Here is a 12,689-nt window from a genome sequence, read left to right on the forward strand (position 1 = left end):
AGGAGAGACATTGATTTTAGAGGCAAGTTAAGATTAAAATAGTAGTAGGTTTCTTTGCGTATATTTTGAAAAGTGATATATAAAATACAAAATAAGGAGTTTTCAAGGGATGATGTATTTATTAGCAATTTTTCTTCCGCCTGTTGCTGTATTATTTTGTGGAAAACCAATTCAGGCAATAATAAATTTCATATTAACACTAATATTTTGGGTTCCAGGAGTTATACATGCAATTCTTGTAGTGCATGATAAAAAAGCTGATCGGCGTTTGAAAAAACAAATTCAAGCATATGATGAAATTAATAAGAGGAATCGAAGGTAATTTATCTGTAAAATATTTTTTAAAAAAAGGAGGATTAACCTCCTTTTTTTAGTGGGTGTTAAGTTTAAATTTTTGTGTGGCGGAAAGAATTTTTAATGTAAGTTTTATGATAATAACTTTTAGATTGTGCATGTAATAGGCCAGTATAGATACTTTCTGGTACATTAAAGAAATCGTACATACCATTCTTTAATTGGATTCGCAAAATCATAGAAAAAGGATTGTAGCCAACAGCAACTATATTTTTTGAAATCACGGGAGATAGCTTCATCATTACGCAACTCCTCACTTTTCATTTTTAATAATTTCTTGTAGATGTTGAGGTTATGAAGTTGAAATCCTTATAATTTAAGAGGTATTATACTTATATGCAATATATTAAATGTTTGTTATACGTAATTATAAGGAAGTTCACACGAAGTACATATCGTTGTGCTATTTTTATTTCACCTTTGATTTATAAATAAGAAAATATTGACCATTTGAAAAAAAGGTATATTATTTATACGAGGTATTAAAAATTCACTTTTTACATTCTATGCTTAAAGGGGCAGCGTTATTAGGAAAAATAGAAGTGAAAATAGTTTGTATAAGAAGTATTCTAAAAATTATAATCTGTGAATTGGGAAAATATTGAATGCTCCAGGTCAATATACTTTCTTAATCAAATTCATTTTAGAAAGTGACCTCAATATTTTTAAGTAAATCAACGGGAGAATTGAAAGGCAGGAGAAAGTAACATGTCAGAAAATTATCGTTCTCGAGAGGAACGACGACAAGTTAAAAAGAAAAAACAGCCAGCGTCTAAAACACAAAAACCAAAAGGTAAAACATCATTCTTTCGCAAGTTTTTAATTACTTGTTTATTACTTGGTATTGTTGGTTTAGTGGCGGGGGTTGCTACCTTTTTTGTAATGATTAAGGATGCACCAAAACTTGAGAAAGCAAAACTTGTTAATCCGTTATCCTCAAAAATTTATGATAAAAACGGGGATTTGGTATATGAATATGGAAAAGAAAAAAGGACGAATGTTACGTATGAGCAAATACCTAAATTAGTAGAAAATGCATTTTTAGCGACAGAAGATTCACGTTTTTATGAGCATAGCGGAGTAGATTTTAAAGGTACTGCCCGTGCTGTTCTAGTAAGTCTTAAAGGAGATTATGGTTCTCAAGGTGGAAGTACGATAACACAGCAAGTTATTAAAAACTACTTCTTATCAATGGACAAAACACCAAAGCGTAAGGCACAAGAAATATATTTAGCTTATAAGCTAGAACAACAGTATTCAAAACATGAGATATTAGAGATGTACTTAAATAAAATTAACTTAGGAAACCGTTCATATGGGATCGCAACAGCAGCACAAAACTACTATGGTAAAGAATTGAAGGACTTAACATTACCAGAAGTTGCGATGCTTGCAGGTTTACCGAAAGCACCGAATAACTATGATCCAACGAAAAAAGAAAATGTTCAAAAAGCAACAGAAAGAAGAAATGTTGTTCTAAACTTAATGAATCGACATGGATATATAACAAAACAGGAAATGGAAGAAGCATCAAAAGTTGACGTAGAAAAGGGACTCAAGCCTGCAACTCAACTACAAACAATGCCATATCCTGCATTTATGGATGCAGTTGTGAAAGAAGTAGAAAAAGAATTGCCAGATGCTAATATAGGTTCTGACGGTTTAGAAATTTATACAACGTTAGATCCGAAAGCACAGAAACTTGCTGATAATATTTTAAATAATAATATCATTGATTATCCGAACGATAAATTCCAAGGTGCATTTACATTTATGGATACGAAAACAGGAGAAGTTCGTGCTATAGGTAGTGGCCGTGGAGAAAATAAAGCTGTATTTAAAGGACACAATATGGCAATTGAATTAGATCGTGCAGCTGGTTCAACGATGAAGCCGATTTTCGACTACGCTCCTGCAATTGAATATTTAAAATGGGCTACGTACCATCAAATTGATGACTCTCCATTTAAGTATTCAACGGGACAAGAAGTACGAAATTCAGATAGAAGTCACATGGGTCCAATTACAATGCGTGTAGCATTAGAAAAGTCACGAAATATCCCAGCAATTAAGACTGCGAAAGAAGTCGGAATTAATAAATCAAAAGACTTCTCTGAGAAATTAGGCATTACATTTAATGCAGCACCGACTGAATCAACAGCGATTGGTACAAATGAAGTATCACCAACTGAAATAGCGGGCGCTTATGCGGCATTTGGTAATGATGGTAAATATACGAAACCGCATTTTGTTAAGAAAGTCGTTTATCCAGATGGTAAGTCACAAAGTTTTGGACAAAAACCAAAACAAGTTATGACAGATTCTACAGCATATATGATTACAGATATGCTTCGTTCTGTAGTTAGATCAGGTACTGGTACATCTGCAAATGTAGCATCTTTAGATGTAGCTGGAAAAACGGGTACGACAAACTACTCATCAAAACAATTAGCTCAATATAAAATTCCAGAAAGTGCAACTCGTGATAGTTGGTTTGCTGGATATACACCGCAATATACGATGGCAGTATGGACTGGGTATATGAAAGATGGCAAAGACGAGTATATTAGTAGTAAAAATACGAAAATTGCACAGTTGATCTTTAAAGAAATGATGAGCGAAATGGCTACAGATAAATCACGCTTTAAAATGCCAAGTAGCGTCATTCAAGAAGGTAGTGAGCTACGTATAAAAGGTGAAAAACGTGATTCATCGCCAAATACTAGCGTACCGGATACAACGGAGCAACCAAAACAAGATCAACAGCAAAAAACTGAAGAAGAGAAAAAGCAAGAAGAATTAAAGAAACAAGAAGAACTGAAAAAACAAGAAGAACAAAAGAAACAAGAGGAACTTAAGAAGCAAGAAGAACAAAAGAAACTAGAAGAGCAAAAGAAACAAGAAGAAGAAAAGAAACAAAATGAACAAAATAACGGAGGAGGCCAAGGAACGACACCTCCAGCGAATAACGGAGGAGGCCAAGGAACGACACCTCCAGCGAATAACGGAGGAGGTCAAGGAACGACACCTCCAGCGAATAACGGAGGAAACCAAGGAACGACACCTCCAGCAAATAGCGGAGGAGGTCAAGGAACGACACCTCCAGCGAATAATGATGGAGGTCAAGGAACTCCAACCCCACCTGCAACAGTACAACCAAATAATGGTGGAAATGCAGGAGAGGTTCCTGCCAATAATGGACAATAAGAAAAATTTATAGAAAAGTTTTCAAAAAAGCACTTAAGATTTGTGGGAATTTACAATCTTAAGTGCTTTTTTCATTTTGCTATAGAAAATTTTATGTTAAGGGCCGGATAGAAGAAAAAGAGTGAATGTAGTTTATGTGAAATGTAACGTAAAGAGAGAAATGATTGTATGTATGGGTTATTCCGGAAAGGGACTAACTGTAATGGATTACATAAAGCATTAAATAAGTGGGAATTATATTCAAGTCTTTAATAAATGTCTTTCTTTAACGGTTACTTTCGTTTGGAAAACAATAAAAAAGTCGAATTTCTTATTTAAGAAATTCGACTTTTTATGTTGAAACTGGATTAAAGGTTCGCTTTATTAAGATGTAGGGTAATACAGTGATAGCTATTAAATGTTAAACGTACCATAAAAATTTTGGAAATAAATTGAAGGGAAATGATAAAAGACTTGAGTCGGAGGTAGTGGAGGATAACTATGGCTATAAATGGTAGTACTACTTGGGTGTGCACCATGATGCCAAAATGAGGGGGTAACTTGACCGGGAATTTGATATTGTTGCCAAGTTGCGGGAAGTTCAATTCCTACATCGGAGCTAGCTGTATGAACTGCAGGAACATGTATCCCAGGAGTCGAAGGAACTACGGCAGTTACTCTTAATGATACCCACATAAAATATTCACTCCTAAGTTGTGTTAATAAATTAGTATATTCTTTTCACACGTATAAAGGTACATATATAGGACTTTCGTTTAAAACATGCGTACAAAGTCTTAAGACTAATGTAAGCTGATGGTGGACTATTTAATATGAAAAGATACGTCTATTTGCGGAGGGAAAAGAGATCAATAAAATGTACAATGAGGTTGTTAATCGTAATATTTTACGAGTGTATGGAGGTATTTTTATGGAACGATTATGGACGAAATCATTTATTAAAATGACTTTCGCAATGTTATTTTTATTTACAGGATTTTATTTACTTGTTCCAACGCTACCGCTCTTTATTAAAGAGATAGGTGGCAATGAATCGCAAGTTGGACTCATGATGGGGATGTTTACGATAGCTGCTGTAGTAATACGACCGATTATTGGAGGAATGCTAGATCAATATGGTAGAAGATCCTTTATTATTTTCGGACTTATCTTTTTTGGATTAACGATGTATTCCTATAATATAGCATCGACTATTGTCCTTTTAGCTGTTTTACGTGTTATTCACGGAGTAACATGGGCTGTTTCTACAACAGCTGTTGGAACAGCAATAACTGATATTATTCCAGATTCACGCCGTGGAGAAGGAATGGGCTGGTACGGGATGGCGATGACAATTGCAATGGCCATCGGACCTATGATTGGATTATGGGTTGTGCAAAATTATTCATTTAATGGTCTATTTTTATTAGCGACGTTGTTATCTTTTATGGCAGTCGTATTATCACTAATAACGAAGATGCCATTTACGCTACAAAAAGAAAAAGGAAAAATTCAGCTATTTGAGAAATCCGTATTAACAATCACGATTGTAGTATTCTTTTTATCGTTTGCATATGGAGGAATAACAACCTTTTTACCGTTATTTGCATCATCAATTCATGTAAATCCGGGAACTTTCTTTCTTGTATATGCAATTGCATTAACAATTGTAAGACCAATTTCAGGGAAACTATTAGATAAGTGTGGAGAGGTATTCATCATACTCCCAGCATTATGTATTACTATTTTAGCTATAGTTGTTTTAACTATTTCAAATGGTTTGATAGGTGTAATTATCGCAGCAACATTATACGGTATTGGATTTGGTTCAGCGCAGCCAGCTTTGCAAGCGGCAATGCTTACAATTGTCGATCCGAGTAAAAGAGGAGTTGCAAATGCTTCATTTTTTACAGCGTTTGATTTAGGAATCGGGTTAGGTGCTATTGTACTTGGAGTTGTTTCACAAATGTTTGGTTATCGTATTTTATTTTCAGGGAGTGCAATTTCAGCATTGATAGCCTTAATTATTTTCGTCTTCTTTGTAAAACAACGATTAGGAAAAAAAGAGTTTGTGTAAACTGGAGGAATAAAGCTGGAAATTTCAATTGATCGTAAAGCTCTGCAATGGTTCCAGGAAGAATTACGTATAAAGCACGGTGAATCTGTACGTGTTACTGTAAGGTACGGAGGGGATAGTTCAATTCAGCCCGGATATTCTTTAGGGGTTGTTGCTGAGAAACCAGATGGAGAAATAGTGTCAGTTGAGAAGGAAGGTATTATATTTTTTGTAGATTGTGATGATCTTTGGTATTTTCAAAACTATGATTTATTTGTAAGTTATCATGAGGAAATGGAAGAAATTCAATTTAATTATGTAAAATAATAACTTTATTAAAAATGAATAAGTTTTATATAAAAATTATATTTAAGAGATAGTGAAATAAATATCATATAGTAACGAGCTGTATTTATGTATAGCTCGTTTTTTTTATTTCTCAAATAAAATTAGAATAATTGTATATTTGGCGGTGTTATATGAAAAATCTTTATATCTTGTTTTTTAAAATACGCAAAGAAGTCTATTCTTTCTTTATAAAACATAAGAATTATTTTCAAAAAATTGTATTGTTACAGTAAGAAAAGTGTAGGAAACTTATCATTATAAAATAAATTGAAATCTTCTAAAAACTCTGATACATTGAAGTAGAAATGTAGTTTCACAATATTGTAAAGGCTTACAGTTATGTGCACGAAGATCTATTAGGATTGGAGGAAATAATGATGAAAGCTGAAGAAAAATTTTCCCCGGGATTAGATGGTATAGTGGCAGCGGAGACGAAAATTTCGTTTCTTGACACAGTAAAAGGTGAAATTGTAATTCAAGGGTATGACTTAATCGAACTCTCAAAAACAAAAGAGTATTTAGACATTGTGCACCTTTTATTGGAGGAACACCTACCGAATGAAGATGAAAAAGCAACACTTGAAAAGAAACTAAAAGAAGAATATGCAGTACCAGAAGGTGTATTCAACGTACTAAAGGCATTGCCTAAAGAGACGCATCCCATGGATGGATTACGTACAGGTGTGTCAGCGTTAGCTGGTTACGATAATGATATCGAAAACCGCTCGTTAGAAGTGAATAAAAGCCGAGGGTACAAGCTGTTAAGTAAAGTGCCAAACATTGTAGCGAATAGCTATCATATTTTAAATAATGAGGAGCCAATTGAACCTCTTAAAGAATTATCTTATAGTGCGAATTTCTTCTATATGTTAACTGGTAAAAAACCAACTGAACTTGAGGAAAAGATCTTTGATCGTTCCCTTGTTTTATATAGTGAGCATGAAATGCCAAACTCTACATTTACAGCTCGCGTTATTGCATCAACACAATCAGATTTATACGGTGCTTTAACAGGTGCAGTTGCATCTTTAAAAGGAAGTTTACATGGCGGTGCAAATGAAGCGGTTATGTACATGCTTTTAGAAGCTGGTAATGTTGAGAAATTTGAAGAGTTATTACAGAAGAAACTATATAACAAAGAAAAAATTATGGGCTTTGGACACCGTGTTTATATGAAGAAGATGGATCCAAGAGCACTTATGATGAAGGAAGCTTTAAAACAGTTATGTGATGTAAAAGGTGATTATACACTATATGAAATGTGTGAAGCTGGAGAAAAGATTATGGAAAAAGAAAAAGGAATTTATCCAAATCTTGATTATTATGCAGCTCCAGTATATTGGATGCTAGGTATTCCAATTCAACTTTATACACCAATCTTCTTTAGCTCTAGAACAGTGGGGTTATGTGCGCACGTTATTGAGCAACATGCAAATAATCGTTTGTTCCGTCCACGTGTAAATTATATTGGCGAGCGACATGTACTTAGTAAATAAGAACAACTGGGGAGTTGTTAGCGCCGCCCGCCAGATGGGTGTTTGACCGACACCCATCATTAATAATAACGAATTTTCGACAGAAAGGGAAGGATAGCATGATTAAAACAAATGAAATTAAGCAAAAAGATGCATTATTAGAAGAGATTACCGATTATGTATTAAATAAAGAGGTTACTAGTGCAGAAGCATTCAGTACAGCTCGTTACGTATTACTTGATACACTTGGATGTGGAATTTTAGCACTGCAATATCCAGAATGTACGAAATTACTAGGACCAGTTGTGCCAGGAACAATCGTGCCAAATGGTACACGTGTACCAGGTACGTCTTATGTACTAGATCCAGTAAAAGGTGCATTTAATATCGGATGTATGATCCGTTGGTTAGACTATAACGATACTTGGCTTGCAGCAGAGTGGGGACATCCATCTGATAACCTAGGCGGAATTTTAGCGGTTGCAGATTATATTAGCCGTGTTCGTATTTCAGAAGGAAAAGAAGCTTTAAAAGTACGTGAAGTATTAGAAATGATGATTAAAGCACATGAGATTCAAGGCGTGCTCGCTTTAGAAAACAGCTTAAACAGAGTTGGTCTTGACCATGTATTATATGTAAAAGTAGCAACAACTGCAGTAGTTGCGAAAATGCTTGGCGGAACACGTGAAGAAATCTTTAATGCATTATCACATGCGTGGATTGATAATTCTAGTCTTCGTACATATCGTCATGCTCCAAATACGGGCTCACGTAAATCATGGGCTGCAGGTGACGCAACGAGCCGCGGTGTTCATCTTGCAATGACTGCTCTAAAAGGTGAAATGGGTTATCCAACGGCCCTATCTGCACCAGGATGGGGATTCCAAGATGTATTATTCAATAAACAGGAATTAAAATTAGCAAGACCACTAGAGTCATATGTAATGGAAAATGTATTATTTAAAGTGTCATATCCAGCAGAATTCCATGCACAAACGGCTGCAGAATGTGCAGTGAAGTTGCATCCGGAAATTAAAGAGAGATTAGATGAAATTGACCGTATTACAATTACAACTCATGAATCAGCAATTCGTATTATTGATAAAGAAGGTCCATTAAATAACCCAGCTGATCGTGATCATTGCTTACAATACATTACGGCAATTGGTTTATTAAAAGGAGATATCGTTGCAGACGATTATGAAGATGCAGTAGCAAACGATCCACGTGTAGATGAATTACGTAATAAGATGGTTGTTGTTGAAAACAAACAGTACAGTTTAGATTACCTTGACCCGAACAAGCGCTCAATCGCCAACGCTGTTCAAGTTCACTTTAAAGATGGCACAGTAACAGAAAATGTGGAATGTGAATATCCACTTGGTCACCGTTTCCGTAGAGACGAAGCAATCCCAAAAGTTGTTCAAAAGTTCACTGCAAATATGGCAGGTCATTATTCTAGTAAGCAACAAGAACAAATTCATGAAGTTTGTTTAAATGAAGAAAAACTAGAAAATATGAATGTAAACGAATTTGTAGATCTATTCTTAATTTAATAATAGGGGGAATTTAGAATGGCTTGGGTTGTGAAAAAGCAGTCAACACAAGAGGAGCTTGCGAATCGATTCCGAGCTTTAGTAGAAGCAAATGAAATTTTGCAAATTCCAGGTGCTCATGATGCAATGGCGGCTTTAGTTGCAAAAAATACAGGTTTTTCAGCTCTTTATTTATCCGGAGCTGCTTATACTGCAAGTAAAGGGTTACCAGATTTAGGTATCGTGACGTCTACTGAAGTGGCTGAGAGAGCAAGAGATTTAGTAAGAGCTACAGACTTACCTGTTCTTGTTGACATTGATACAGGATTTGGTGGTGTACTAAATGTAGCGAGAACAGCTGTAGAAATGATGGAAGCGAAAGTAGCAGCTGTCCAAATTGAAGATCAGCAATTACCAAAAAAATGTGGACATTTAAATGGTAAGAAACTTGTTACTACAGAAGAATTGGTTCAAAAAATTAAAGCAATTAAAGAAGTTGCACCGAGCTTATACATTGTAGCACGTACTGATGCTCGCGGCGTTGAAGGATTAGATGAAGCAATTGAAAGAGCAAATGCATATGTAAAAGCCGGTGCAGATGCAATTTTCCCTGAAGCGCTTCAATCAGAGGAAGAATTCCGTCTATTTAATAGTAAGGTAAATGCACCTTTACTTGCGAATATGACTGAATTCGGAAAAACTCCATATTATAGTGCAGAGGAATTTGCGAATATGGGCTTTCAAATGGTTATTTATCCTGTAACTTCACTTCGCGTTGCAGCGAAAGCGTATGAAAATGTGTTTACTTTGATTAAAGAAACAGGTTCTCAAAAAGATGCACTTTCTAATATGCAAACGAGAAGTGAATTATACGAAACAATTTCATATCATGACTTTGAAGAGTTAGATACTGGTATTGCAAAAACAGTATTATCAGAAGATCAATAGATAAAGCAGTGAAGGCGATGAAAATACATCTTTGGCAAAATAAAATGCTTGATGTGAAAAATCATCGCCTTCTATTTTCAAAAAAAGATATTCCACTCATCGTAGACGAGCATAAGCAAAAAGCTATGAAAGCCGAATGATAGGGGGATACATATGGAGAAAACGAAGTTACCATGGGATGAATTTTTTTCACTCAATAAAGATATAAATCATACTTACTTTACACCAGAAGATTTTTCAGGTGATGAAGATTTAATCGCAAAAACGACAGAACAATTCGTTAAACAAGAAATTGTTCCACAAATGGAGAATATTGAACAACATAACTATAAAGTTTCTCGTCAATTATTTGAGAAAGCTGGGGAACTTGGATTATTAGGCATTGAGGTACCAGAAGATTATGGCGGGTTCGAGTTAGGAAAGGCTGTCTCAGGTCTTGTAGCAGAGAAAATGGGTTACGCTGGTGCATTTAGCGTTTCATTTAATATACACGCTGGTGTCGGTACATTGCCTTACATATATTACGGAACGAAAGAACAGAAAGAAAAATATTTACCAAAAATCGCATCGGGAGAATGGATTGGGGCTTATGCTTTAACTGAGCCAAATGCTGGTTCGGATGCATTAAGTGCAAAAACGAGCGCAGTATTGAATGAAGAGGGAACAGCTTGGAAGTTAAATGGTGAGAAGCAATGGATTACAAATGCTCATATGGCAGATGTATACGTTGTTTTTGCGAAGACAAATAAAGGAATGACAGCATTTATTGTCGAAAGAACATGTGAAGGTGTATCCATTGGGTTAGAAGAAAAGAAAATGGGTATTAAAGGTTCTTCAACGGCGACTCTTATTTTAGAAGATGTTGTCATCCCTGTTGAAAATGTTTTAGGGGAAGTTGGGAAAGGGCATCACGTAGCTCTTAATATTCTTAACTTTGCTAGACTTAAACTTGCTTTTGGAAATATTGGAACAGCAAAACAAGCAATTGGTTTGTCGGTTCAATATGGAAAAGAGCGAAAACAGTTCCAAACGGAATTAGTAGACTTTACGATGATTCAAGAGAAAATTGCAAATATGATCATTGCTACATATGGAGCCGAAAGTGCAGCTTACCGTACAGCAGGTGTAATTGATGAAGCAATTCATGAGAGCGATGAAGATCTTATGAAAAAAATGTCTCAATTTGCAATTGAATGTGCACTAAATAAAGTAAATGCTTCTGAAACACTTGCTTATATTGTAGATGAAGCTGTACAAATTCATGGTGGTTACGGTTATATGCAAGAGTACGAGGTAGAACGATTGTATCGTGATGCTAGAATTAGTCGTATTTTTGAAGGAACGAACGAAATTAATAGATTAACAGTTGCCAAAATGTTAATGAAGCAAATCGAACAATTAGAAGATACTGAAGTAGAAAGTGATGTAGCAAATGTCGAAAGAAACCATCGTTACATTTTATTAGCGAAAAAATTGTTGAAACAATCTTTGAAAACGCTCTCTAAAACTCCAAGTCTAAAAATCGACCAAGAACAAGAATATTCACGTGTAATATCAAATATGTTGACGGACGTGTACGTCATGGAATCAGCGTTTTTACGTACGAGAAAAGCAGTAAGTAAAAATGGTGAGGAAAAAGAACGTACGAAGCAACAAATAACGGATGTTATTTGTGAAGAAGGATATCGTAAAGTAGAAGAAGCGGCGATTTCTGTACTTTCAGCGGCTGTCACAGAAGAAAAAGATAGACATGTGATTTTAGCTGAAATCCGTCAATTATTAGTACCTTTATACACGAACGTATTTATGAAGAAGAGAGAAATTGCGAAAGCTATTATAAATCGTGGGAAATATATTGTGTAAATAGGAGGAAAGCGATATGAAAAAGATTGGTTTTATCGGTTTAGGTAACATGGGTCTTCCGATGTCAAAAAATCTAGTTAAATCAGGTTACACGGTATATGGCGTGGACTTAAATAAAGAGGCAGAAGCGTCCTTTGAAAAAGAAGGCGGAATTATCGGTCTATCAATCTTAAAACTAGCAGAAACATGTGATGTAGTTTTTACAAGTTTACCTTCACCTCGTGCTGTTGAAGCGGTATATTTTGGAGCAGAAGGATTATTTGAAAATGGTCACTCGAATGTAGTTTTCATTGATACAAGTACGGTATCGCCGCAGTTAAACAAACAATTAGAGGAAGTTGCAAAGGAAAAGAAAGTAGACTTTTTAGCAGCACCTGTGAGTGGTGGAGTAATCGGAGCCGAAAACCGTACATTAACGTTTATGGTTGGTGGATCAAAAGAGGTATATGAGAAAACGGAATCTATCATGGGCGTACTAGGCGCGAACATTTTCCACGTTAGTGAGCAGATTGATAGTGGTACAACTGTTAAGTTAATTAATAACTTATTAATTGGTTTTTATACAGCTGGAGTGAGTGAAGCTTTAACATTAGCGAAAAAGAACAATATGGATTTAGATAAAATGTTTGATATTTTAAATGTAAGTTACGGTCAAAGTAGAATTTATGAACGTAATTTTAAAAGTTTTATAGCACCTGAAAACTACGAGCCAGGATTTACTGTGAACTTATTGAAGAAAGATTTAGGATTTGCAGTTGACTTAGCTAAGGAAAGCGAACTCCATTTACCGGTAAGCGAAATGTTATTAAACGTATATGACGAAGCTAGTCAAGCTGGATATGGTGAAAACGATATGGCTGCTTTATATAAGAAAGTTAGCGAGCAATTAATTTCTAATCAAAAATAAATTATACAAAGGAGAGA

At 35.1% G+C, this 12,689-nt stretch carries 12 protein-coding genes; 10 read left to right on the forward strand and 2 right to left on the reverse strand.

From position 1 onward, the window contains the following. Positions 1–109 precede the first annotated feature (109 nt). A complete protein-coding gene (locus CN409_RS06645; protein WP_000990219.1) occupies positions 110–322 on the forward strand; it encodes a YqaE/Pmp3 family membrane protein in 213 nt (70 codons plus the stop codon). 64 nt (positions 323–386) lie between these two features. On the opposite strand, the gene CN409_RS06650 is transcribed toward CN409_RS06645, so the two are convergent. After that, positions 387–596 carry a KTSC domain-containing protein gene (locus tag CN409_RS06650; protein WP_000977080.1) on the reverse strand — a complete coding sequence of 70 codons (210 nt, stop codon included), beginning with the start codon at positions 594–596 and terminating at the stop codon, positions 387–389. Positions 597–1,062: 466 nt separating this feature from the next. On the opposite strand from CN409_RS06650, the gene CN409_RS06655 reads away from it, so the two are divergent. After that, complete coding sequence (locus CN409_RS06655; RefSeq protein ID WP_001293953.1) at positions 1,063–3,561, forward strand: transglycosylase domain-containing protein; 2,499 nt, start codon at positions 1,063–1,065, stop codon at positions 3,559–3,561. A 393-nt stretch (positions 3,562–3,954) separates the two neighbouring features. Here CN409_RS06655 and CN409_RS06660 read toward each other — a convergent pair whose 3' ends face one another. Next, positions 3,955–4,236 (reverse strand): hypothetical protein, encoded by a 282-nt coding sequence (locus CN409_RS06660; protein WP_000270162.1) that lies wholly within the window; start codon positions 4,234–4,236, stop codon positions 3,955–3,957. Positions 4,237–4,471: 235 nt separating this feature from the next. Between CN409_RS06660 and CN409_RS06665 the strand changes: the two genes are divergently transcribed. The 8 genes from CN409_RS06665 to CN409_RS06695 all read left to right on the forward strand — a co-directional run bounded on the left by CN409_RS06665 (position 4,472) and on the right by CN409_RS06695 (position 12,672). Next, on the forward strand, positions 4,472–5,617 hold the full coding sequence (locus CN409_RS06665; RefSeq protein ID WP_000440639.1) for an MFS transporter: 1,146 nt from the start codon (positions 4,472–4,474) through the stop codon (positions 5,615–5,617). Positions 5,618–5,632: 15 nt separating this feature from the next. Then, positions 5,633–5,923, forward strand: a complete 291-nt coding sequence (locus CN409_RS06670; RefSeq protein WP_025989028.1) for a HesB/YadR/YfhF family protein — start codon at positions 5,633–5,635, stop codon at positions 5,921–5,923. 395 nt (positions 5,924–6,318) lie between these two features. Next, positions 6,319–7,440 (forward strand): citrate synthase, encoded by a 1,122-nt coding sequence (gene mmgD / locus CN409_RS06675; protein WP_001987369.1) that lies wholly within the window; start codon positions 6,319–6,321, stop codon positions 7,438–7,440. 98 nt (positions 7,441–7,538) lie between these two features. Further along, positions 7,539–8,975 carry a 2-methylcitrate dehydratase gene (gene prpD, locus CN409_RS06680; RefSeq protein WP_000598123.1) on the forward strand — a complete coding sequence of 479 codons (1,437 nt, stop codon included), beginning with the start codon at positions 7,539–7,541 and terminating at the stop codon, positions 8,973–8,975. An 18-nt stretch (positions 8,976–8,993) separates the two neighbouring features. Next, positions 8,994–9,902 carry a methylisocitrate lyase gene (gene prpB, locus CN409_RS06685; protein ID WP_000312638.1) on the forward strand — a complete coding sequence of 303 codons (909 nt, stop codon included), beginning with the start codon at positions 8,994–8,996 and terminating at the stop codon, positions 9,900–9,902. Positions 9,903–9,919: 17 nt separating this feature from the next. Beyond that, positions 9,920–10,042 (forward strand): hypothetical protein, encoded by a 123-nt coding sequence (locus CN409_RS32525; RefSeq protein ID WP_000690878.1) that lies wholly within the window; start codon positions 9,920–9,922, stop codon positions 10,040–10,042. A 13-nt stretch (positions 10,043–10,055) separates the two neighbouring features. After that, on the forward strand, positions 10,056–11,765 hold the full coding sequence (locus CN409_RS06690) for an acyl-CoA dehydrogenase family protein (protein WP_000416004.1): 1,710 nt from the start codon (positions 10,056–10,058) through the stop codon (positions 11,763–11,765). Positions 11,766–11,781: 16 nt separating this feature from the next. Continuing rightward, positions 11,782–12,672: an NAD(P)-dependent oxidoreductase gene (locus tag CN409_RS06695; protein WP_000719404.1), complete on the forward strand. Its 891-nt coding sequence runs from the start codon at positions 11,782–11,784 to the stop codon at positions 12,670–12,672. Positions 12,673–12,689 lie beyond the last annotated feature (17 nt).

It is taken from the genome of Bacillus sp. AFS012607 (assembly GCF_002558005.1).
GTDB lineage: Bacteria > Bacillota > Bacilli > Bacillales > Bacillaceae_G > Bacillus_A > Bacillus_A thuringiensis_S.

What these genes read in the sequence shown, in the direction of transcription:
- CN409_RS06650 (WP_000977080.1), bottom strand. Translation starts at nt 596, where the DNA reads ATGATGAAGCTATCTCCCGTGATTTCAAAAAATATAGTTGCTGTTGGC.
- mmgD (WP_001987369.1), top strand. Translation starts at nt 6,319, where the DNA reads ATGATGAAAGCTGAAGAAAAATTTTCCCCGGGATTAGATGGTATAGTG.
- CN409_RS06655 (WP_001293953.1), top strand. Translation starts at nt 1,063, where the DNA reads ATGTCAGAAAATTATCGTTCTCGAGAGGAACGACGACAAGTTAAAAAG.
- prpB (WP_000312638.1), top strand. Translation starts at nt 8,994, where the DNA reads ATGGCTTGGGTTGTGAAAAAGCAGTCAACACAAGAGGAGCTTGCGAAT.
- CN409_RS06695 (WP_000719404.1), top strand. Translation starts at nt 11,782, where the DNA reads ATGAAAAAGATTGGTTTTATCGGTTTAGGTAACATGGGTCTTCCGATG.
- CN409_RS32525 (WP_000690878.1), top strand. Translation starts at nt 9,920, where the DNA reads ATGAAAATACATCTTTGGCAAAATAAAATGCTTGATGTGAAAAATCAT.
- CN409_RS06660 (WP_000270162.1), bottom strand. Translation starts at nt 4,236, where the DNA reads ATGTGGGTATCATTAAGAGTAACTGCCGTAGTTCCTTCGACTCCTGGG.
- CN409_RS06645 (WP_000990219.1), top strand. Translation starts at nt 110, where the DNA reads ATGATGTATTTATTAGCAATTTTTCTTCCGCCTGTTGCTGTATTATTT.
- CN409_RS06665 (WP_000440639.1), top strand. Translation starts at nt 4,472, where the DNA reads ATGGAACGATTATGGACGAAATCATTTATTAAAATGACTTTCGCAATG.
- CN409_RS06690 (WP_000416004.1), top strand. Translation starts at nt 10,056, where the DNA reads ATGGAGAAAACGAAGTTACCATGGGATGAATTTTTTTCACTCAATAAA.
- prpD (WP_000598123.1), top strand. Translation starts at nt 7,539, where the DNA reads ATGATTAAAACAAATGAAATTAAGCAAAAAGATGCATTATTAGAAGAG.